At 74.7% G+C, this 22,083-nt stretch carries 19 protein-coding genes; 11 read left to right on the forward strand and 8 right to left on the reverse strand.

The annotated features are described in order from the left end of the window. Positions 1-15: 15 nt before the first annotated feature. The 4 genes from sdhA to WAA21_RS00925 all read right to left on the reverse strand — a co-directional run bounded on the left by sdhA (position 16) and on the right by WAA21_RS00925 (position 4,311). On the reverse strand, positions 16-1,791 hold the full coding sequence (sdhA, locus tag WAA21_RS00910; RefSeq protein WP_336920841.1) for a succinate dehydrogenase flavoprotein subunit: 1,776 nt from the start codon (positions 1,789-1,791) through the stop codon (positions 16-18). A 62-nt stretch (positions 1,792-1,853) separates the two neighbouring features. Beyond that, complete coding sequence (locus WAA21_RS00915) at positions 1,854-2,294, reverse strand: succinate dehydrogenase hydrophobic membrane anchor subunit (protein WP_336920842.1); 441 nt, start codon at positions 2,292-2,294, stop codon at positions 1,854-1,856. Positions 2,295-2,296: 2 nt separating this feature from the next. Next, on the reverse strand, positions 2,297-2,725 hold the full coding sequence (gene sdhC, locus WAA21_RS00920) for a succinate dehydrogenase, cytochrome b556 subunit (protein ID WP_336920913.1): 429 nt from the start codon (positions 2,723-2,725) through the stop codon (positions 2,297-2,299). A 404-nt stretch (positions 2,726-3,129) separates the two neighbouring features. Next, entirely contained in the window at positions 3,130-4,311 is a 1,182-nt protein-coding gene (locus tag WAA21_RS00925; protein WP_336920843.1) for a glycosyltransferase family 4 protein, read from the reverse strand. Between the two features lie 71 nt (positions 4,312-4,382). Between WAA21_RS00925 and WAA21_RS00930 the strand changes: the two genes are divergently transcribed. The 9 genes from WAA21_RS00930 to WAA21_RS00970 all read left to right on the forward strand — a co-directional run bounded on the left by WAA21_RS00930 (position 4,383) and on the right by WAA21_RS00970 (position 15,932). Continuing rightward, a complete protein-coding gene (locus tag WAA21_RS00930) occupies positions 4,383-5,525 on the forward strand; it encodes a mannose-1-phosphate guanylyltransferase (protein ID WP_336920844.1) in 1,143 nt (380 codons plus the stop codon). A 44-nt stretch (positions 5,526-5,569) separates the two neighbouring features. After that, positions 5,570-7,150, forward strand: coding sequence for an acyl-CoA mutase large subunit family protein (locus WAA21_RS00935; protein ID WP_336920845.1), 1,581 nt, complete (start codon positions 5,570-5,572; stop codon positions 7,148-7,150). A gap of 140 nt (positions 7,151-7,290) precedes the next feature. Continuing rightward, positions 7,291-8,421, forward strand: coding sequence for a BMP family lipoprotein (locus WAA21_RS00940; protein WP_336920846.1), 1,131 nt, complete (start codon positions 7,291-7,293; stop codon positions 8,419-8,421). 114 nt (positions 8,422-8,535) lie between these two features. Continuing rightward, the gene (locus WAA21_RS00945; RefSeq protein ID WP_336920847.1) at positions 8,536-10,134 is read left to right on the forward strand and encodes an ABC transporter ATP-binding protein; all 1,599 of its coding nucleotides are present in this window, start codon (positions 8,536-8,538) and stop codon (positions 10,132-10,134) included. Beyond that, positions 10,131-11,375: an ABC transporter permease gene (locus WAA21_RS00950; RefSeq protein ID WP_336920848.1), complete on the forward strand. Its 1,245-nt coding sequence runs from the start codon at positions 10,131-10,133 to the stop codon at positions 11,373-11,375. Before WAA21_RS00945 ends, WAA21_RS00950 begins: the two co-directional genes overlap by 4 nt. Then, positions 11,372-12,676 (forward strand): ABC transporter permease, encoded by a 1,305-nt coding sequence (locus WAA21_RS00955; RefSeq protein ID WP_336920849.1) that lies wholly within the window; start codon positions 11,372-11,374, stop codon positions 12,674-12,676. Before WAA21_RS00950 ends, WAA21_RS00955 begins: the two co-directional genes overlap by 4 nt. After that, complete coding sequence (locus WAA21_RS00960) at positions 12,673-13,146, forward strand: cytidine deaminase (RefSeq protein ID WP_336920850.1); 474 nt, start codon at positions 12,673-12,675, stop codon at positions 13,144-13,146. The genes WAA21_RS00955 and WAA21_RS00960 overlap by 4 nt, the downstream gene beginning before the upstream one ends. After that, positions 13,143-14,441, forward strand: coding sequence for a thymidine phosphorylase (locus WAA21_RS00965; RefSeq protein WP_336920851.1), 1,299 nt, complete (start codon positions 13,143-13,145; stop codon positions 14,439-14,441). The genes WAA21_RS00960 and WAA21_RS00965 overlap by 4 nt, the downstream gene beginning before the upstream one ends. A 420-nt stretch (positions 14,442-14,861) precedes the next feature. Further along, entirely contained in the window at positions 14,862-15,932 is a 1,071-nt protein-coding gene (locus WAA21_RS00970) for an adenosine deaminase (protein WP_336920853.1), read from the forward strand. Here the strand turns inward: WAA21_RS00970 and WAA21_RS00975 are convergent. The 4 genes from WAA21_RS00975 to WAA21_RS00990 are packed head-to-tail and all read right to left on the reverse strand — an operon-like array spanning position 15,922 to position 20,031. Next, entirely contained in the window at positions 15,922-16,263 is a 342-nt protein-coding gene (locus tag WAA21_RS00975; RefSeq protein WP_336920854.1) for a DUF2200 domain-containing protein, read from the reverse strand. The genes WAA21_RS00970 and WAA21_RS00975 overlap by 11 nt on opposite strands. Positions 16,264-16,321: 58 nt before the next feature. After that, positions 16,322-18,472: an MMPL family transporter gene (locus WAA21_RS00980; protein ID WP_336920855.1), complete on the reverse strand. Its 2,151-nt coding sequence runs from the start codon at positions 18,470-18,472 to the stop codon at positions 16,322-16,324. A gap of 4 nt (positions 18,473-18,476) precedes the next feature. Next, complete coding sequence (locus WAA21_RS00985; protein WP_336920856.1) at positions 18,477-19,115, reverse strand: uridine kinase family protein; 639 nt, start codon at positions 19,113-19,115, stop codon at positions 18,477-18,479. A 4-nt stretch (positions 19,116-19,119) separates the two neighbouring features. Continuing rightward, positions 19,120-20,031, reverse strand: coding sequence for an aldehyde dehydrogenase family protein (locus tag WAA21_RS00990; RefSeq protein WP_336920857.1), 912 nt, complete (start codon positions 20,029-20,031; stop codon positions 19,120-19,122). Positions 20,032-20,098: 67 nt separating this feature from the next. Between WAA21_RS00990 and WAA21_RS00995 the strand changes: the two genes are divergently transcribed. Both WAA21_RS00995 and WAA21_RS01000 read left to right on the forward strand, forming a co-directional pair. Then, positions 20,099-21,016 (forward strand): hypothetical protein, encoded by a 918-nt coding sequence (locus WAA21_RS00995; RefSeq protein ID WP_336920858.1) that lies wholly within the window; start codon positions 20,099-20,101, stop codon positions 21,014-21,016. A gap of 125 nt (positions 21,017-21,141) precedes the next feature. Next, positions 21,142-22,065, forward strand: a complete 924-nt coding sequence (locus WAA21_RS01000) for a hypothetical protein (RefSeq protein ID WP_336920859.1) — start codon at positions 21,142-21,144, stop codon at positions 22,063-22,065. The last annotated feature ends 18 nt before the right edge of the window (positions 22,066-22,083 follow it).

The following is a 22,083-nucleotide window of genomic DNA, read 5'->3' on the forward strand; positions in this document are numbered from 1 at the left end:
TCTCGGTCGTCGTCATCAGTACTTGCGCTCCATGGGCTCGTAGCGGGTCTGCACGACGGGCTTGTAGTCGATGCGCACCGCCGAGCCGGTGCCCTCGGGCTCCCGGTAGGCCATGGTGTGGCGCATGAAGTTGTCGTCGTCGCGGGTGGGGTAGTCCTCGCGGAAGTGGCCGCCGCGGGACTCGTTGCGGTGCCGGGCGCTCACGACGAGCACCTCGGCGAGCTCGAGGAGGAAGCCGAGCTCGACGGCCTCGAGCAGGTCGGTGTTGAACCGCTTGCCCTTGTCCATCACCCCCACGCGCGCGTAGCGCTCCTTGAGCCCGGCGATGTCGACCTCGGCCTGCTTGAGCGTGGCCTCGGTGCGGTAGACCTGGGCGTTCGCGTCCATCGTCTCCTGCAGCGCCGTGCGGATGGCGGCGACGTTCTCCGTCGCCGCGCCGTCCGAGCCACGCTCCAGCAGCGTGCCCAGCAGCGTCGTCACCTCTCGCTCCGGGTCGGCGGGCAGCTCGCGCCACTCGGCCGTGCCGGCGTACTCGGCGGCCGCGAGGCCGGCGCGCTTGCCGAAGACGTTGATGTCGAGCAGCGAGTTCGTGCCGAGGCGGTTGGCGCCGTGCACCGACACGCACGCGACCTCGCCGGCGGCGTAGAGCCCGCCGACGGTCGTCGTGTTGTCGCTCAGCACCTCCGTCGCGACGTTCGTCGGCACGCCGCCCATCGCGTAGTGCGCGGTCGGGTACACCGGGACGGGCTCGGTGTAGGGCTCGACCCCGAGGTACGTGCGGGCGAACTCCGTGATGTCCGGCAGCTTCGCGTCGATGTGCGCGGGCTCCAGGTGCGTGAGGTCGAGCAGGACGTAGTCCTTCTCCGGACCCGCGCCTCGGCCCTCGCGCACCTCCGTCGACATCGCGCGGGCGACCATGTCGCGCGGGGCGAGGTCCTTGATGGTGGGGGCGTAGCGCTCCATGAAGCGCTCGCCCTCGCTGTTGCGGAGGATGCCGCCCTCGCCGCGCGCGGCCTCGCTCAGCAGGATGCCGAGCCCCGCGAGGCCCGTGGGGTGGAACTGGTAGAACTCCATGTCCTCCAGCGGCAGGCCCCGGCGCCATGCGATGCCCATGCCGTCGCCGGTGAGGGTGTGCGCGTTCGACGTCGTCTTGAAGACCTTGCCGAACCCGCCGGTCGCGAGCACGACCGACTTCGCGTGCACGACGTGCACGGTGCCGGTGGCGAGCTCGTAGGCGACGACACCGGTCGCGTGACGGCGGCCGTCCTCACCGTCGACCATGAGCAGGTCGAGGACGTAGAACTCGTTGAAGAACTCGACCTCGTGCTTGACGCACTGCTGGTAGAGCGTCTGCAGGATCATGTGGCCGGTGCGGTCGGCCGCGAAGCAGGACCGGCGCACCGCGGCCTCGCCGTGGTTGCGGGTGTGCCCGCCGAAGCGGCGCTGGTCGATGCGGCCCTCGGGGGTCCGGTTGAACGGCAGCCCCATCTTCTCCAGGTCGAGGACGGCGTCGATCGCCTCCTTGCACATGACCTCCGCGGCGTCCTGGTCGACGAGGTAGTCGCCGCCCTTGACGGTGTCGAAGGTGTGCCACTCCCAGTTGTCCTCCTCGACGTTCGCGAGCGCGGCGCACATGCCGCCCTGCGCGGCGCCGGTGTGGGAGCGCGTGGGGTACAGCTTGGTGAGGACCGCCGTGCGGGCGCGCTTGCCCGCTTCGAGGGCGGCGCGCATCCCGGCGCCGCCCGCGCCGACGATGACGACGTCGAACCGGTGGTGCTGGACTTCGGTCATGGCGGGTCCTCCTCGCGGGGGTCGGTCAGGGTCGGTCGTGGCCCGTCAGGGCCGGACGCCGGTCACTGGCAGACCGACAGGGTCGACGCGGGGTCGATGCAGGGGTCGAAGGTGGTGATGGTGAGCGTGCCGACGAGCAGGGTGACGGCGACGCCGACGTACAGGGCACCGAGCAGCCACAGCCGGGTGCGCTGGCGCTCGGAGTAGTCGTTGATGATCGTCCGGATGCCGTTGCCGCCGTGCAGCAGCGCGAGCCACAGCATGAGCATGTCCCAGACCTGCCAGAAGGGGCTCGCCCACTTGCCGGCGACGAAGGCGAAGTCGATCTGGCTGATGCCGTCGCCCGTCATGAGGTTGACGAACAGGTGCCCGAACACGAGCACGACGAGGACGACACCGGACAGGCGCATGAACAGCCAGCCCCACAGCTCGCCGTTGCCCGTGCGGGTGCGGCGGCTGCGAGGGGCCTCGAGGGCGGGCGCGGAGCCCTGGGCGAGAGCCACGGTCACTCCCCTCCGAAGACGAAGCCGAGGTGCCGCACCGTGAAGGGCAGCATGAGCAGGACCCACACGCCGAGCACGCCGTACAGCAAGTGGCGGTGGTAACGCGTGCCCTGCGACCAGAAGTCGACGAGGACGACGCGCAGGCCGTTGAGGGCGTGGAAGAGGAACGCGGCGACGAGGCCCACCTCGGCGAGGCCGACGATCGGGTTCTTGTACGTCTCGATCACACGGTCGTACGCCTCCGGCGACACGCGCACCAGCGAGGTGTCGAGGACGTGCACGAGCAGGAAGAAGAAGAGGACGACGCCGCTGATGCGGTGCGCGACCCACGACCACATGCCCTCACGGCCGCGGTACAGGGTGCCGGCCGGTCGACGACGGGCGGTGCCCGGCGTCCCCGGCGCGCTGCCGGTCCCGGTCGCCGGGTCGATGGCGGTGGACGCCACGGTGGGTCCTTTCTCGCGGGGGCTGCTGCCCTCCGGGGCGCGCACCTGCGCAGGTCGGGCGCGTGCCGGGGAGGTCGTCCCAGCATACGGTCAGGTGCGCGGAGTGACCGCCCGGCCCCGCGTCGCCTGCGTCACAGCGGCACGGTCGTGCCACTCGCCGCCACCCGCCGCCACCCGCCACCGCACGCACCGGTTGTGGGACGGCGCGGCGGCCGGTGCGGCGCCTGGGCGTGCCGGAGGTCCCACAACGGGGAGGGGCCGCCGCGTCGTGGGACGTCGCGGCGGCCGGTCCGGCGGTGAGGCGTGCGGGAGGTCCCACGACCGGGAGCGGGAGGGCGGGGGACGGCGGGTGGGACGCGGCGTCGCCGGCGTCGCAGCGGCGCGGACGCTCAGCGCTGGAAGAGCTCGGCGCCCGCGACGGCGGACAGGTCGACGACCTGGCGGCGCGGGGTCGTCGGGTGCGCGGCGCGCGCCTCGTCGTAGTAGCCGAGCAGCTGGTCGCACACCGCCTCCCACGAGCGGGTGCGGACGGCACGGCGCCCGGCCTCGCCCATCCGCTCGCGCAGGGCGGCGTCGCCCGCGAGCACGGCCACCTGACGGCGCAGGCCGCGGTCGTCCTCGCCGGCGTAGCGGTAGCCGGTGACCCCGTGCTGGACGATGTCGCGCGGGCCGCCGACGTCGGGGGCCACCACCGGCAGCCGTGAGGCCATCGCCTCCTGCAGCGTCTGGCCGAAGGTCTCCTCCGTGCCGGTGTGGACGAACACGTCCAGCGCGGCGTACGCGTCGGCGAGGTCGTCCCCGTCGAGGTGGCCGAGGAAGGCCGCGGGCAGGCCGCGCTCCTCGAACAGCCGCTCCAGCGCCGCGCGGCTCGGACCGTCGCCGCCGAGCACGACCCGCACCCCCGGCAGCCCGGCGAGGACCGCGAGGCGCTCGACGCGCTTCTCGGGGAACAGCCGGCCGACGTAGCCGACGAGCACCTCGCCGTCCGGGGCCAGGCGCGCGCGCAGCGCCCTGGCCGCCTCGCCCTCACGGCGCGACGGGCGGAACCGCTCCGTGTCGACGCCCCGGCCCCACAGCCGCACCCGCGGCACGCGGTGCGCGCGCAGGTCGGCCATGGCCGAGCGCGACGGCGCGAGGGTCATGTCGGCCATCTCGTGCACGCGGCGCAGCCAGCGCCACACCCCGCGGGAGGCGAGGGTGAAGCCGTGCCGGGCGGCGAAGCCCGCCATGTCGGTCTGGTAGACCGCGACGGTCGGCAGGTCCAGCCGCTCGCACGCCGTCAGCCCGTAGGCGCCGAGCACGAACGGCGCCGCGACGTGGACGACGTCGGGGGCGAAGTCCTCGAGCACCTGCTGCACGTGCGCGGTGGGCAGCCCGACGGGGAACTGCCGGTAGCTGAACGCCGTGACCTCGCGCACCGGGGCGCCCGCGTAGGACTCGGGCGCCGGGCCGGGGGCGATGACGAGGGCCTCGTCGCCGCGTCGCTCCAGGTGCTCCAGCACGCGGCAGATGCTGTTGGTCACGCCGTTGACGGTGGGGAGGAAGCTCTCCGCCACGACCGCGACCCGCATGCTCGGCACTGTAGTGCGTGGTCGGCCGCGGGCCCGGGACCCTGGTCGGGGCGTTCGCTACGTTCCCCTGCATGGCCGCGACCCCGACCCTGCCCGGATTCCACGCCGTCGTCCCCGCCGGCGGCGCCGGGACCCGCCTGTGGCCGCTGTCGCGCGCGGCGCGGCCGAAGTTCCTCCACGACCTCACCGGCAGCGGCCGCACGCTCGTGCAGTCGACGTGGGACCGGCTCGTGCCGCTCGCGGGCGAGTCCGGTGTCGTCGTGGTGACGGGGCCGCAGCACGCGGTCGCGGTGGGTCGCCAGCTGCCGGCCCTGTCGGACGAGGACCTCGTCGTGGAGCCCGCGCCGCGCAACAGCGCCGCCGCGATCGGGCTCGTGGCGGCGGTCCTCGCCGAGCGGGACCCCGACGCGGTCATCGGCTCCTTCGCCGCCGACCACGTCATCGGTGACGTCGCCGCCTTCCACGAGGCCGTCACGGAGGCCGTCGCCGCGGCCCGCGAGGGCTGGCTCGTCACGATCGGGATGGAGCCGACCGGGCCCGCGACGGGGTTCGGCTACATCGACGTCGCCGAGCCGCTCGCCGTCGCCGGCGCCCCCTCGCTGCGGCGCGCGCGGCGGTTCGTGGAGAAGCCCGACGTCGCGACCGCCGAGCGCTACGTCGCCGACGGCTGGCGCTGGAACGCCGGCATGTTCGTCGTACGGGCGTCGGTGCTCGTCGCCCTGCTCACCGAGAACGCCCCGGCGCTCGCCGAGGGCCTGCGCCGCATCGCCCGGGCCTGGGACACCGAGCAGCGCGAGGAGGTGCTCGCCGCCACGTGGCCGTCGCTGCCGTCGCTGCCCATCGACACCGCCGTCGCCGAGCCCGCCGCGGACGCCGGCCGTGTGGCCGTGGTGCCGGGGTCGTTCCGCTGGGACGACGTGGGGGACTGGACGTCGCTCGGGGAGCTGCTCGACCCGGCCGTCGACCAGGAGCAGCCCGTCGGCGGCCCCGCGGAGGGCCTGCGCGTGCTCGGCGACCCCGGCCGCGTCGTCTGCGTCGACGCGACGGGGGTCGTGGTGCCGAGCGGCGGGCGGCTCGTCGTGGTCTCGGGCGTGCAGGACGTCGTCGTCGTCGACACGCTCGACGCGGTCCTCGTCACCACGCGCGAGCGGGCGCAGGAGGTCAAGGACGTCGTCGACCTGCTCAAGCGGGAGGGCCGCAGCGACCTCGTGTGAAGGCCGGGCCGCCGTGCGCCGCCCGCGCACCTAGGCTGCCGCGCATGCAGAACCCGACGACGGAGTCCGGTCTGCCGCTGCGTGCCGTCAGCGACCCCGCCGACGTCGCCGACGGGCTCGCCGACCGCCTCGGTGGGCCGGGGGAGTACCCGTACACGCGCGGGGTCCACCCCGGCATGTACACGACGCGGCCGTGGACGATGCGGCAGTACGCGGGCTTCGGCAGCGCGAAGGAGTCCAACGCGCGCTACCACCAGCTCGTCGCGGCAGGGACGGGCGGGCTGAGCGTCGCCTTCGACCTGCCGACGCAGATGGGCCTGGACTCCGACGACCCGCTAGCGGTGGGCGAGGTCGGCAAGGTCGGCGTCGCGGTCGACTCGCTGCAGGACATGCGCGTGCTGTTCGACGGGCTGCCGCTGGACGAGGTGAGCACGTCGATGACCATCAACGCGCCGGCCTCGGTCCTCCTGCTGCTCTACCAGCTCGTCGCGGAGGAGAACGGGGTCGCGGGGGACAGGCTGCGCGGCACCGTCCAGAACGACGTGCTCAAGGAGTACATCGCCCGCGGCACGTACATCTTCCCGCCGGCGCCGTCGTTGCGGCTCGTGAGCGACACGTTCGCGTACTGCCGCGAGCACCTGCCGCGCTGGAACACCATCAGCGTGTCCGGCTACCACATGGCCGAGGCGGGGGCGACGCCCGCGCAGGAGGTCGCCTTCACCCTCGCCGACGGCATCGCCTACCTCGAGGCGGCGCAGGCGGCCGGGCTGAGCGTCGACGACGTCGGGCCGCGGCTGTCGTTCTTCTTCGTCGCCCGGACGACGCTGCTGGAGGAGGTCGCGAAGTTCCGCGCCGCCCGCCGCGTGTGGGCCCGGATCACGAGGGAGCGCTTCGGTGCCACCGACCCGAAGGCGATGATGCTGCGCTTCCACACGCAGACCGCCGGGGTGCAGCTGACGGCCCAGCAGCCGGAGGTCAACCTCGTCCGGGTCGCGCTGCAGGCCCTCGGTGCCGTGCTCGGCGGCACGCAGAGCCTCCACACCAACTCCTTCGACGAGGCCATCGCCCTGCCGAGCGAGAAGGCGGCGCGCCTCGCCCTGCGCACCCAGCAGGTGATCGCGCACGAGACCGACGTGACGAAGGTCGTCGACCCGTTCGCCGGGTCATGGGCCGTGGAGTCGATGACCGACGACCTCGCGGCGGAGGTCGAGCGGCTCATCGCCCGCGTCGACGACCTGGGCGGCGCGGTCGCCGCCATCGAGGCCGGCTTTCAGAAGGAGGAGATCGAGCGGGCGGCCTACGCCGTCGCGCACGAGATCGACGCCGGCGAGCGCGTCGTGGTCGGCGTCAACCGCTTCCGCACCGAGACCGAGGAGCCGTACGAGCCGCTGCGGGTCGACCCCGAGCTGGAGCGGCGCCAGGCCGACGGGCTCGCGACGCTGCGGGCGGAGCGGGACGGTGCGGGCGTCGAGGCGGCGCTCGCCGACGTGCGCCGCGCGGCCGAGGGCAGCGCCAACGTGCTCGTGCCGATGAAGGAGGCGCTGCGCCGGCTGGCGACCGTCGGCGAGGTCTGCGGGGTGCTCCGGGAGGTGTGGGGGCGCTACCAGCCGTCGGAGCGCTTCTGAGTCACGATGCTGCAACGACCCGTCCGGGGGGCTGATCCCGACCTCGGCGGCAGGTATGTTCCGTGCGACCGCGAGCGGACTCACCCAGCTGCCGGCTTCGGCGCGCCCCGCGGTCCAGGGACATCCCAGCAGGAGGAAACGTGAAGCAGTGGGCGCGTCTGACCGCGGTCGTGGGCCTGTCGGCCCTGGCCCTCGCGGCGTGCGGCGAGGCTCCGGAGGAGGCCGGCGGCGACGTCGCCAGCCCCGGGACCGACACCGCGGCCAGCGGCGAGGCCACCACGGGTGGCGAGGCGGCCGAGCAGGTCGACTTCACCGGGTGCATGGTCACCGACGCCGGCGGCGTCGACGACCGCTCGTTCAACGAGGCGGCCGACCGCGGCCTCACCCAGGCCGTCGAGGAGCTCGGCATCGAGAAGACGGTCGTGGAGTCCGGCTCCGAGACCGACTACCAGCCGAACGTCGAGCAGCTCGTCTCGCAGGACTGCGACCTGATCGTCGGCGTCGGCTTCCTGCTCGCCGGTGCGGTCGGCGACGCCGCCGCGGCCAACCCCGAGGAGCAGTTCGCGCTCATCGACTCCACGCTGGAGGAGCCGGCGGACAACGTGAAGCCGCTGCTGTTCAACACGGCGGAGGCGGCGTTCCTCGGCGGGTACCTCGCCGCGGGCATGACCGAGACCGGCACCGTCGCGACCTTCGGCGGCATCCCGATCCCGCCCGTCACCATCTTCATGGACGGCTTCGTCGACGGCGTCGCGTACTACAACGAGCAGAAGGGCGCCGACGTCCAGGTCCTCGGCTGGGACAAGGAGGCGCAGGACGGCACGTTCACCGGCGACTTCGACAACCAGGCCAACGGCCAGACGGTGACGGAGAACTTCATCGGCCAGGGCGCCGACATCATCCTGCCCGTCGCGGGCCCGGTCGGCCTGGGCGCCGCCGCCGCCGCGGAGGCCGCGGGTGACGTCAACCTCATCTGGGTCGACTCCGACGGCTACGAGTCCGCCTCGCAGTACGGCGCGCTCTTCATCTCCTCGGTGCTGAAGAACATCGACGCGGCCGTGTTCGACGCGACGCAGCAGACCCTCGACGGCAGCTTCTCCAACGAGCCGTACGTCGGCACGCTGGAGAACGGCGGCGTCGGCCTCGCGCCGTACCACGACTTCGAGGACACGGTCCCGCAGGAGCTCAAGGACGAGATCTCGGCCCTGCAGGAGCAGATCATCTCCGGCGAGGTGACCGTCGAGTCCCCGGCGTCGCCCTCCGCGGGATGACGACCGGCTCCTGAGCCACGACAGCTCAGGCGGGGGGTGCGCCGACGGCGCACCCCCCGCTGTACGTTCAGGTTCCGCGCCCACCCTGCCCGGGCGCCGCACGAGGAGGTGACGGTGAGACTCGAGCTCGAGGGCATCACCAAGCGCTTCGGTTCCTTCACCGCCAACGACGGCATCGACCTCGTGGTCGAGCCGGGTGAGATCCACGCGCTGCTCGGCGAGAACGGCGCCGGCAAGTCGACGCTCATGAACGTCCTGTTCGGTCTCCTCGCGGCCGACGAGGGCCGCGTCCTCGTGGACGGCGAGCCCGTGCGCTTCACCGGCCCCCGCGACGCGATGCGCGCCGGGATCGGCATGGTCCACCAGCACTTCATGCTCGTGCCCGTGTTCTCCGTCGCGGAGAACGTGGCCCTCGGCGACGAGCCCGTGCGCGGTGGTGGCTTCCTCGACCGCGCCACCGCGGCGCAGCGGGTGCGCGAGACCTCGGCGCGCTTCGGCTTCGACCTCGACCCGGACGCGCTCGTCGGCGACCTGCCCGTCGGGGTGCAGCAGCGCGTGGAGATCATCAAGGCGCTCGTGCGCGACGCCCAGGTGCTCATCCTCGACGAGCCCACCGCGGTCCTCACCCCGCAGGAGACCGACGAGCTGCTCGCGATCATGAAGGAGCTCGCGGCGTCCGGGACGTCGATCGTCTTCATCACGCACAAGCTGCGCGAGGTCAAGGCCGTCGCCGACCGGATCACCGTCATCCGCCGGGGCAAGGTCGTCGGCACGGCCGAGCCGACGGCGTCCGCGACCGAGCTCGCCTCGCTCATGGTCGGCCGCTCCGTCGACCTCACCGTCGACAAGGCGGACAAGGAGCCGGGCGAGGTCCGCTTCAGCATGCGGGGGGTGAGCCTCGTCGAGGACGAGGTCACCCTGCTCGACGACGTCGACCTGGACGTGCGCAGCGGCGAGATCGTCGTGGTGGCCGGGGTGCAGGGCAACGGGCAGACCGAGCTCACCGAGGCCGTCCTCGGGCTCGTGCGGCCGAGCTCGGGGTCCATCACCCTGGACGGCCGGGAGCTCGGCGGTCGCAGCGTCCGGCAGGTGCTCGACGCCGGCGTCGGCTTCGTGCCCGAGGACCGCTCGACCGACGGTGTCATCGGCAGCTTCACCGTCGCGGAGAACCTCGTCCTCGACCTGTTCCACTCCGCCCCGTACGGCAACGGCCTGTCGTACGACCCGAAGGCGGTCGTCCGCAACGCCGAGCAGCGGATCGGCGAGTTCGACATCCGCGCCGGCGGGCCCGCCTCGACGGCGGGGTCGCTGTCGGGCGGCAACCAGCAGAAGGTCGTCCTCGCCCGCGAGCTGAGCCGCCCGCTGCGGCTGTTCGTCGCCTCGCAGCCGACGCGCGGCCTCGACGTCGGCTCGATCGAGTTCGTGCACAGCCGCATCGTCGCCGAGCGCGACAGCGGCGCCGCCGTCCTCGTGGTGTCGACCGAGCTCGACGAGGTCGTCGCGCTCGCCGACCGGATCGCCGTCATGTACGCCGGGCGCGTCGTCGGGGTCGTGCCCGCCGACACCCCCCGCGAGGTCCTCGGCCTGATGATGGCCGGCATGGGTGCGGACGAGGCCCGGCGCGCCCACGGCGACGAGGCCGTCGCCGTCCCCGGCGACGGCCCGGCGCCGGACGCCCCCCACGCCCACCCCACGCCCGGAGCGGACGCATGAGCACCACCGAGACCGAGGCGCCCGCCGCGCCGCCGCCCCCGCCCGCCCCGCCCGCGCCCCGGCCCGCCCCGGTGTCGTTCTGGCGCTCCACGGCGGTGCCGTCGCTGCTCAGCGTGCTCATGGCGCTCGTCGTGGGGGCCGTCCTCATCGCCGTGAGCGACGAGCAGGTCCGCGCGGCGTCGAGCTACTTCTTCGCCCGCCCCGGCGACACGCTCGCGGCGGTCTGGACCAGCGTCACCGAGGCGTACGCGGCGCTGCTGCGGGGGTCGCTGCTGGACTGGCGGGCCGACTCGGCGCTCGGCTGGATCCGCCCGCTCGGCAACACGCTGCTCAACGCGACGCCGCTCATCGCGGGCGGCCTCGCCGTCGCGCTGCCGTTCCGCGCCGGCATGTTCAACATCGGCGCGGAGGGGCAGATCACCGTCGCGGCGATCCTGGCCGCCTACGTCGGCTTCGCGCTGCAGCTGCCGGTCGGCGTCCACCTCGTGCTCGCGGTCCTCGCCGGCCTTCTCGGCGGGATGCTGTGGGGGGCGATCCCCGGCGTGCTCAAGGCCACGACGGGCGCGCACGAGGTCATCACGACGATCATGCTCAACTACGTCGCGCGCTACCTCATCCTCTTCCTGCTCGGCACGGTGTACTTCCAGCGCGAGGGCCGCTCGGACCCCATCAGCCCGCCCGTGGCCGACACCGCGCAGATCCCGGTGCTCGTGCCCGGTGGCGCGCTCGGGCGGCTGCACTGGGGCCTCGTCCTCGCCCTCGCCGCCGCGGCGGTCGCGTGGTGGCTCATCAACCGCAGCACCGTCGGCTTCCGGCTCCGCGCGGTGGGCGCGAACCCCGAGGCGGCCCGGACGGCCGGCATGTCGGTGCCCCGCACCTACGTGACGGTCATGGCCCTCGCGGGCGGGTTCGCCGCGATCGCCGGCATCTCCCAGGCGCTCGGGACCCAGCGGGAGCTCACGACCGGCATCAGCGCGGGCCTCGGGTTCGACGCCATCACGGTCGCGCTGCTCGGGCGGGCGAACCCGCTCGGCGTCGTCGGGGCCGGCATCCTCTTCGGCGCGCTGCGGGCCGGCGGGCTCACCATGCAGGCGCAGACGGGCACGTCGCTCGACATCGTCGTCGTGCTGCAGGCCCTCATCGTGCTCTTCATCGCGGCGCCGGCCCTCATCTCCGCGATCTTCCGCCTGCGCACGACCGGTGCGGGCGTCGGCCAGCTGTCGAAGGGGTGGAACGGATGAGCACCGAGACCGGATCCGCCACCGTCGACGACGCGCGCCCCGGTGCGACCGCCACGTCGGTGCCCACCTCGCGGGCCCGGCGCTCGTGGCGCGTCCCCGTCATCCTCGGCGTGGTCGCCGCCCTCGTCGTGCTGCTCGCGCTGCTCACCGAGCCCGGCTCGGTGAGCCGGCTCGGGCTCAGCCAGTCCGACCAGGCGCTGCAGCTGCCGGCGCTCGCGCTGCCCTCGCTCGTCACGCTGTGGCTGCTCTCGCTCGCGGCGGTCGCCATCGCCGCCGTCGCGACCGCGACGGTCCTGCAGCACCGTCGCGTGCCGCTGTGGCTGTCGGTGCTCGCCGGGGCGGTGTTCCTCCTCGGCTTCCTCACGTGGGCGGGGCAGGACGCGACGATCCCCTTCACCAACCTGCTGCAGGGGGCGCTGTTCCTCGCGACGCCGCTGGCCTTCGGCGCGCTCGCGGGCGTGCTGTGCGAGCGCGCCGGCGTCATCAACATCTCCATCGAGGGCCAGCTGCTGAGCGGGGCGTTCGCCTCGGCCGTCGTCGCGAGCCTCACGGGCAGCGTGTACGTCGGCCTGCTCGCGGCCCCCGTCGCGGGCCTGCTCGTCGGCTGGCTGCTCGCGGTCTTCGCCATCCGCTACGTCGTCGACCAGATCGTGCTCGGCTTCGTCCTCAACATCCTCGTCATCGGCCTCACGAGCTTCCTGTACAGCCAGGTGCTGCAGTCCGACCCCGACCGCTGGAACCAGCCGGGCCGGCTGCCGCGCGTGGAGGTGCCGGGGCTGTACGAGATCCCCGTCGTCGGGCCGGTGCTCTTCAACCAGTCGCTCATCGTCTACCTCATGTACGCGGCCGTCATCGCGGTGAGCGTCGCGCTGTTCCGCACCCGGTGGGGCCTGCGCGTGCGGGCCGTGGGGGAGCACCCGAAGGCGGCGGACACCGCGGGCATCCCCGTCAACCGGGTCCGCTTCCGCAGCGTGCTGCTCGGCGGGTCCGTCGCGGGTCTCGGCGGGGCGTTCTTCACGCTCGGCTCGGTCGGCGCGTTCGGGCAGGAGATGACCGCCGGGCAGGGCTTCATCGCGCTCGCCGCGCTCATCTTCGGGCGGTGGTCCCCGGTCGGGGCGCTGCTCGCCGCCCTGCTCTTCGGCTTCGCCGCCAACCTGCAGTCGACCCTGTCCATCATCGGCTCGCCGATCCCCGGACCGTTCCTGCTCATGGCGCCGTACCTCGTCACGATCTTCGCGGTCGCGGGTCTCGTGGGGAAGGTGCGGGCGCCCGCGGCCGACGGCGTCCCGTACCGGCCGTGACGGACGACCCCCCGGAGGGCGGGCCCCCGACGGGCGGGCCCCCGGCGGCCGGGGACCTCCCCGCGGTCGACTGGCCCGCGCTGCGGGCGGCGGCCGTCGACGTCATGCGGCGGGCCTACGCCCCCTACAGCCGCTTCCGGGTGGGGGCGGCCGGGCTCGTCGACGACGGGCGGGTCGTCGTCGGCTGCAACGTGGAGAACGGCGCGTACGGGGTCACGCTGTGCGCGGAGTGCGGTCTCGTGTCGGGCCTGCACGCCACCGGCGGCGGCCGGCTCGTGGCGGTGGCGGTCGTCGACGGCGACGGGGCGCCGTGCGCGCCGTGCGGGCGCTGCCGGCAGCTGCTGTGGGAGAACGGCGGGCCCGACTGCCTGCTCGACGGCGGCGAGGGCCACCCGCCCCGCACCATGGCGCAGATGCTGCCCGGCGCCTTCGACCTGTACGACCCGACCAGCACCCAGGAGCCCCGGTGAGCCAGCAGTCCGAGCCCTACGACGCCGTCGACGTCATCCGCACCAAGCGGGACGGCGGCCGGCTGGCGCCGGAGCAGATCGACTGGGTGCTCGACGCGTACACCCGCGGCGTCGTCGCCGACGAGCAGATGTCCGCGCTCGCGATGGCCATCCTGCTGCGCGGCATGGACCGGGAGGAGATCTCCCGCTGGACCACGGCGATGATCGCCTCCGGCGAGAGGATGGACTTCACCGACCTGCCGCGCCCGTCCGTCGACAAGCACTCGACGGGTGGCGTCGGCGACAAGATCACGCTGCCGCTCGCCCCGCTCGTGGCGGCGTGCGGCGCCGCGGTGCCGCAGCTGTCCGGCCGGGGCCTCGGCCACACCGGCGGGACGCTGGACAAGCTCGAGTCGATCCCGGGCTGGCAGGCGTCGGTCGACAACGACCGCATGCGGCAGGTGCTCACCGAGGTCGGGGCCGTCATCTGCGCGGCCGGGTCGGGCCTCGCCCCGGCCGACCGGAAGCTGTACGCGCTGCGCGACGTGACGGGGACCGTGGAGGCGGTCCCGCTCATCGCGAGCTCCATCATGAGCAAGAAGATCGCCGAGGGGACGGGCGGGCTGGTCCTCGACGTCAAGGTCGGCTCGGGGGCGTTCATGAAGTCCCTCGACGACGCCCGTGAGCTCGCCGAGACCATGGTCGGGCTCGGCGGCGACGCCGGTGTGCCGACCGTCGCCCTGCTCACCGACATGTCGACGCCGCTCGGGCTCACCGTCGGCAACGCGCTCGAGGTCCGCGAGTCCGTCGAGGTGCTCGCCGGCGGCGGGCCCGCCGACGTCGTCGACCTCACCCTCGCGCTGGCCCGGGAGATGCTCGCCCTCGCCGGCATCGACGCCGACCCGGCCGACGCGCTGCGCGACGGGCGCGCCATGGACTCCTGGCGCGCGATGGTCGCCGCTCAGGGCGGCGACCCCGACGCGCCGCTGCCGACCGCTCGGGACAGCCACACCGTGCTCGCGCCCGCCGACGGCGTGCTCGGCCGGCTCGACGCGTACGCGGTCGGGGTCGCCTCCTGGCGCCTCGGCGCCGGCCGGGCCCGCAAGGAGGACCCGGTGCAGGCCGGGGCCGGTATCGAGCTGCACGCCAAGCCGGGGGCGCCGGTGCGCGCCGGGGAGCCGCTCATGACCCTGCACACCGACACCCCCGAGCGCTTCGCCCGGGCGCTGGAGGCGCTCGAGGGGGGCTACGACGTCGTGCCCGACGGGTCGCGGCCGGACGTGCCGCCCGTCGTGCTCGACCGCGTCGCCGGCTGAGGCCCGCTGCTCGCGGCCTGCTGCTCGCGGCCCGTGCGCGGCCCGTGCGCGGCTGTGTCGTGCCCGGCTGGGCACGGTGAGTTCCCGGTCTGCTCGTGCGCGACCGTGTCGTGTGCGACTGTCCTTGGCGGGACGTGTGCCCGGTCTGCTCGTGCACGACCGTGTCGAACACGACCTTCCTGAGCGGGGTGGGTGCCCGTTCTGCTCGTGCACGACTGTCTCGCGCACGACTGTCTCGCGCACGACCGTGCCGTGCACGACCCAGTCGCGCGCTACACGGTCGTGCGTGAGCCGACGGCGGGCCGGCACCCCGCCAGGCGGTCGTGCACGACCGACCCGCGGCCGCCCGGGGCCGCCCGGTGCCGCTCACGGCCTTCGGGGGCCGCTCGCGACCGGCGGCCCGGGCGCTAGCGTGCAACCGTGACCGTCGACCTCGCCGCCGCCCCCAAGGTCCTGCTGCACGACCACCTCGACGGGGGCCTGCGCCCGGAGACCCTCGTCGAGCTCGCGGCGGGCATAGGCCACGAGCTGCCCGCCACCGAGCCGGGTGCGCTCGCCACGTGGTTCGTGGAGTCCGCGGAGTCCGGCAGCCTCGAGCGCTACCTCGAGACGTTCGCCCACACCGTCGCCGTCCTGCAGACCGCCGAGGCGCTCGAGCGCGTGTCGGCGGAGGCCGTCCTCGACCTCGCCGCCGACGGCGTCGTGCACGCCGAGATCCGCTACGCGCCCGAGCTGTGCACGGGCGGCGGGCTCGCGGCCGAGGCCGTCGTCGAGGCCGTGCAGGCGGGCCTGGACCGCGGCGTCCGCGAGGCCGCCGCCGCGGGCCGGGTCATCAGCGTCGGTCAGCTCGTCTGCGCCATGCGGCAGGCGGACAACCACGTGGCCGCCGCGCGGCTCGCGGTCCGCTACCGAGACGCGGGGGTCCTCGGCTTCGACATCGCCGGGCCCGAGGCGGGCTTCCCGGCCAGTCGGCAGCACGAGGCCTTCGACCTGCTGCGCGCCGAGCACGTGCCGTTCACCGTCCACGCCGGCGAGGCGGCCGGCCTCGACAGCGTCGACGACGCGCTCGGCGTCGGCACGCTCCGGCTCGGCCACGGCGTGCGGGTGGCCGACGACGTCACCGCCCCCGACGCGCCCGGCGGCGTGCCGACGCTCGGCCGGACCGCCACGTGGGTCCGTGACCGTCGGATCGCGCTGGAGGCCAGCCCCACGTCGAACGTGCAGACCGGCGCTGCGACGAGCATCGCCGCGCACCCCTCGACGCTGCTCAAGGACCTCGGCTTCGCCGTCACCGTCAACACCGACAACCGGCTCGTGAGCGGCACCTCGATGACGCGGGAGATGACCCTGCTGCGCGAGCAGGCGGGCTGGAGCGACGCCGACCTCGCGCTCGCGTCCGTCGCGGCGGCCGAGGCGTCCTTCCTGCCGCTGCCGCAGCGCGAGGAGCTCGTGCTCCGCGTGCGCGACGGCTGGGCCGCGCTCAGCTCCTGAGGATCTTCTCCATCGGCCGGCCCTTCGCGAGCTCGTCGACGAGCTTGTCGAGGTAGCGGATCTTCTGCATGAGGGGGTCCTCGACCTCCTGCACCTTGACCCCGCACACCGAGCCGGTGATGAGGGAGGCGCCGGGGTTGAGGTCGGCCTGCGCGAAGAAGTCCTCGAACGTCGTGCCCTCGGCCAGGTGCCGTTCGAGGGCGGCCTGGTCCAGGCCCGTCAGCCAGCGCGTGACCTCGTCGACCTCGGCGCGGGTCCGGCCCTTGCGCTCCGCCTTGGTGACGTAGTGCGGGTACACCGAGGCGACGCTCGTGCGGAAGATCCGGTGCATGCCCGGAGGCTAGCGGCCGGCCCCGACGGTGTCGGGGTCCCGCCGCGACCCGCCCCGCTCAGGAGCGGCGTGCGCCGGGCAGGACCCAGTTCCAGCGCCCGAGGAGCGTCATGGTGCCGGGCAGCAGGAGACCGCGCACGACCGTCACGTCGAGGAGCAGGGCGAGCGCCATGCCGACCCCGACCTCCTTGACCGCGACGAGCTCCCCGATCGCGAAGCCGAGGAACACCACGCCGATGCAGACCGCCGCCGCGGTCACCACCGGTCCGGACGCGGTGATGCCGGTGAGGACGGCCCGCCGGTTCGCGGCGGCGTCGTGGACGGGCTCCGCGTCCCACGCCTCGCGGATGCGCGACAGCAGGAACACCTCGTAGTCCATCGACAGCCCGAACACGAGGACGAACAGCAGCAGCGGCGTCGTGACGTCGAGTCGGCCGAGCGGGTCGACCCCGAGCAGGCCGGCCGCCCAGCCGTCCTGGAACACGAGCACGAGCACCCCGAGCGTCGCGCCCAGCGTCAGCAGGTTGAGCAGCACCGCCTTGATCGGCACGAGGACGGACCGCGTGAGGGCACCGAGCAGGAGCAGGGTCGGCAGCAGCACGACCACCGCAGCCAGCCACAGCCGCTCGCCGATGCCGTCGCGGGTGTCGACGAGCTCCGCCGCGGGCCCGCCGACCGTCACCGGGACGCCGACGTCCAGGCCGCGCACCTGCCGCACGAGCCGCTGCGCGGCCGGGTCGGCCGTGGCGCCCGTCGGCGTCACCTCCAGCGACGTCGTGCCGGGCGGGGAGACGTCGGCCGTCCGGACCTCGTCGACGCCGTCGAGGGCGTAGACCGCCTCGGCGACCTGGGTCGCGTCGGCGGGGTCGCCGGAGTCGACGACGACCTGCAGCGGCTGGACCGCCACGAGCGGGAAGTCGTCGGTGAGCGCCTCGGACAGCACCCGGGCCTCGGTGCCGGGGGGCAGGGACCCGGCGTCGGAGGCCCCGAGGCGCAGCGTGGCCAGCGGGAGGCACAGCAGCACGAGCAGCACCGCGCTGCCGAGGGTCGCCACGACCGGCCGGTCCTGCGCGCGCCGGGCAAGGCGCGCCATGAGGCCGGGGCGCTCGGGGCGCGGCCGCCGCCACACCCACGTCCGGGTGCCGGGGGCCGGGACGTGGGCGTGCAGCAGCGCGACGAGCGCGGGGACGAGCGTGAGGCCGGCGAGGGTGACGAGGGCGGCGACGACCGCCCCGCCGGTGGCCATGCTCGCCAGCAGCGGCTCGCCCACGACGAGCAGCGCGAGGAACGCGGTGGCGACCGCGAGGCCGGAGAACAGCACGGCGCGTCCGGCGTGCGCGCCCGTGCGGGCCATGAGGTCCGCGACCGGCTCGCCGGGGTGGGCGGCGCGCTCCTCCCGGAACCGCGACACCACGAGCAGGCTGTAGTCGACGGCCAGGCCGAGGCCGAGGAGCGTGACGATGTTGACGGCGAACTCGCTGACGGCGGTGACGTTCGTGAGGCCCGTGAGCAGCAGCAGGGCCGCGGCGATGACCGCCAGCGCCGTCCCGAGCGGGACGAGGGCCACCCGGACGCCGCCGAGCAGGAGCACGAGCAGCACGCACAGCACGCCGAGCGCGAGCGACTCCCCGCGGACCGCGTCGGCGACGGCAAGGTCGGCGAAGGCCCGCTCGGCGAGCAGCTGTCCGCCGACGAGCACCTCGGGGGCCGACACGGTCCGCAGCAGGTCCGTCACCTCGTCGGCCACCGCCAGGGCCGCGTCTTCGTCGAGGTCGTCGGCCAGCTCGACGACGACGAGGGAGCGCTGCCCGTCGTCGCTGATGAGCCCGCCGCCGGTCCAGGCGTCGACGACCTCCTCGACCCCGTCGACCTCACGGATGTGGTACATGACGGCGGTCGCGCTCTCGCGCAGGGTCGGGTCGAAGAAGTCGGCGCCGCCCACGACGGCCACGACCGTGGGGGCGTCGGGGTCGACGTCGGCGAGCCGGGCGGCGACCCGGGCGGACTCCGCCCCGGCCCGCACCTCGGCGACGGTCTCGGTCCGGTCGAACACCGAGCCGCCGACCACGCCGCCGAGCACCGCGACGACCACCCAGACGACCACGACGACGACGCGGTGGCGGGCGACGAGGCCGCCGAGGCGGGCGGAGGGCGTCGTCGGCAGCGGGGCGCGGGGCGGGGTGGGGCGCGCGGGCCGTCTGCGGGCCACGGCCTCAGGCCCGCACGCCGTCGAGGTGCCGCGCGACGAGCCCCTCGACCTCGGCCTTGGTGACCGGTCGGGTGCCGCACGCGGTCCAGCGCCGCAGCAGCCCGGGCTCCTGGCGGGCGAGGGCCACCCCGCGCCGCAGCAGCGTGAGCGGCGGCTTGCGGTGGCCGGCGAGGTCGCGCGCGAGGCGGCGCACGAACGTCACCGCCGGGCGCGAGCGCAGGTGCACGGCGTCCAGCAGCACGTCGCTGCCGCGCAGCCGCGCCACGAGCTCGGGCGCGAAGAGGCCCTCCGCGACGACCAGGCCACCGGGCCCCACGGTGACCGGCCGGTGCCCGGTCGCGCGGCTCGTCGGGATGTCGTAGACGGGCACCTCGCACCGGCCGTCCGCGCAGAGCCGGCGCAACGCCGCCTCGGCCGCGTCGACGTCCCACGACGCGGGGTCGTCCCAGTCGACGATGCCGCCCCACGCGGGCAGGCCGGGGTCGGTGTGGTCGCGGTAGAAGTCGTCGAGCTGGACGACCGTCACCTGCTCGTGCCGACCGCGCAGCCGTTCGACGAGCGTCGTCTTGCCGGACCCGCTGGCCCCGGCCAGCAGCAGCACGCGGGCGCGCGGCCGCGGGGGGCCGTCGGTCGGACGGGGCACGTGCTCAGCGGCCCTTGGGGTGCCAGACGGTCTTGGTCTCCATGACGGCGAGCATGCGGCGCGGGTCCGGCGCGGCCGTCCAGTCCGGCTCCTCGCCGTCGGGCAGGTCCGCCGGGCGCAGGACCCGCGTGAGCGTGTCGGCGGCCGCGGCCTCGAGGCCGCCCCACGTCGGGTCGGTGAGCGCAGCGGCGCCCGTGAGGTCGAGCGCGTCGACGTCGCGGTGCGACGCGAGCCACGGGCCGAGCTCGGCCGCCGAGCCGGTCAGCAGGTTGACGACGCCGCCCGGCACGTCGGAGGTGGCGAGCACCTCGCCGAGGGCGACCGCGGGCAGCGGCCGCTCGAACGACGTCACGACCACGCACGTGCAGCCCGTCGCGACCACGGGCGCCACGACGCTCGTGAGGCCGAGCAGCGACGAGCGCTGCGGGGCGAGGACCGCGACCACGCCCGTGGGCTCCGGCACCGACAGGTTGAAGTACGGCCCGGCGACGGGGTTCGCGTTGCCCGCGACCTGGGCGATCTTGTCGGTCCACCCGGCGTACCAGACCCACCGGTCGACCGCGGCGGCCACCTGCGCCCGCGCGTCGGCGGCGCTCACGCCCTCCGCCTGCTCGACGAGGTCGGCGAGCTGCGCGGTGCGCCCCTCGAGCATCTCCGCGACCCGGTACAGCACCTGGCCCCGGTTGTACGCGGTCGCGCCGGACCACTTCGCGACAGCCGAGCGGGCAGCGACGACCGCGTCGCGCGCGTCCTTGCGCGAGGCCAGCGCCGCCTGCGCGAGCACGCGGCCGTCGGCGCCGTGGACGGCGTACGTGCGGCCGGACTCGCTGCGGGGGAACGACCCGCCGACGTACAGCTTGTAGGTCTTGCGCACGTCGAGGCGCTCACCGGCCGGCGCTGCGGGGGTCTGGCTCACGGGGCACAAGACTAGGTCCACCGGACGGGTGCTCCCCGGCGGTCGCCCGGCAGGGCAGCATGAGGGCGTGGGGGACGCACCGGCCGGACGGCCGCGACGGTGGTGGCTGCCGGGCGCTCTCGTGGCCCTGGTCGCCACCGCCGTGACGGTCGTGGTCGCCGAGGGCTGGTACGCCTACGAGGAGGCGGCCGCCTGCGGCTCCAGCTGGACCAGCATGTGCCTGGCGGAGTTCCTCCTCGGTGCGCTTGTCGTCGTCGCGGCGTCGCCGGTGCTGCTGTACCTCGCCTACCGCCTCGCCGGGGTCCGCCGGCCGCTGCTGTCCGTGCTCGTGGCCCTCGCCGCCGGCGTGCTGCTCCTCGCCCTATCGCCGCTGACCCGCGACGTGGCCGCGCTCGCCGACGTCGCGGAGCCCCACCTCGACGGACAGGGCTCGTCCTGGGCGCTCGCCGTGGTCGTCGGTCCCGCGGTGCTCGCCGGAGGGCTGGTCTGGTCGGGGCCGCGACGCGCCGTCCGCGCGGCGACGGCCGCCGTGGCGCTCGCCGCGCTGGGCGCATCCGCCGTGCTGCTGCAGCCGGCTGCGGACGCCGCGCGCGACCGGCGTGAGGTCGTCGCGGCCGCCACGCCCCTCGTCATCGCGCCCGGCTGGCAGTGGCTGTCGCCCTACGACGGGCAGGCGCGGCTCGACTACGACGTCGTCCCGACCGGGACGGTCGACATGTGGGACTCGCTGCGGGTCGAGGTCTCGACCGACCTCGACGAGGAGGGCTCGGTGTGCGGCTTCACGCCCTGCCGGCAGGTCGGCGACGTGCTCGTGAGCGAACCGACGGACGGCGCGGGCACCGTGACCGCGTGGCGCGTGCTCGACGGTCACCTCGTCGAGGTCACCGCCTACGACCCGGAGGACGACCCCGACCCCGTCGCCTTCCTCACCGCGGCGCGGGTCGCCGACCTCGAGACGTTCCTCGCCGCCCGTACCGAGCGCTGAGCGGCGCGCAGTCCGCCGTCGGCCTCCTGGGCGCGGAGGGCGCAGGAGAGCGGGACGCGCAGGTCGCGACCGGAGACGACGAACGGGTGATGCCGCCGGCGGGAGCGGCACGGCAGCATGAGGGCGTGGGGGAGGCGCCGGCCGGACGGCCGCGACGGTGGTGGCTGCCGGGCGTGCTCGTGGCGCTCGTCGCCACCGCGCTGACGGTGGTCGTCGCCGAGGGTTGGTACGGCTACGAGGCGGGCGGCTGCGGGGATCCCCGGGAGAAATTCACGTGCATGTCCGAGGCGATCCTCGGCGGCGCGGCGGTGATCCTGCTCGCGCCCCCGGCCGTGTGGCTTGCCTACCGGGAGAGCGGCGTGCGACGGCCCTTCCTCTCCCTGCTCGTCGCGCTGGGCACGGGCGTGCCGCTGCTCGCCGTGCCGTGGTTCGTTCAGGAGGTGACGGCGCTGGCGGGACGCACCGAGCCGGCGCTCGACGGCCCGGGCTCCTCCTGGTCCCTGGCCGTCGTGGTCGGGCCGGCGGTCCTCGCCGGCGGGCTCGCCTGGTCGGGACCTCGACGGGCGGCCCGGGCCGTGGGAGCCGGCGCCGCCCTCGTCGCCCTGGTGGGGTCCGTCTTCCTCCTCGCGCCCGCGGCGCGCGAGGCGAGGGACGAGCGGGTGGTCGCCGCCGCCGGCACCCCGCTCGTGATCGCCCCCGGCTGGCGGTGGGTGTCGCCGTGGGAGCGCACCGACGGCCTCGACTACGACGTCGTCGTGGACGGCACCGAGGACCGGTGGGACCGGCTCGCGGTCGAGCTCTCGACGGACCTCGACCGCGAGGGCTGGCGGTGCGACGTCGACCCCTGCCGGCAGGTCGGCGACGTCCTCGTCACCGTCCCCGACGGGGGTACGGGGTTCGTGTCCGCGTGGCGCGTGCTCGACGGCCACCTCGTCGAGGTGACGGCGTACGACCCGGAGGACGACCCGGACCCGGTCGCGTTCCTCACCGCGGCACGGGTCGTCGACCTCGAGGAGTTCCTCGCCGCCCGTCGCGCCCGTGACCGCTGAGCCCGACCGGCGGGCCCG

This window comes from Aquipuribacter sp. SD81, assembly GCF_037153975.1.
In the GTDB taxonomy this organism is placed as follows: Bacteria; Actinomycetota; Actinomycetes; order Actinomycetales; family JBBAYJ01; genus Aquipuribacter.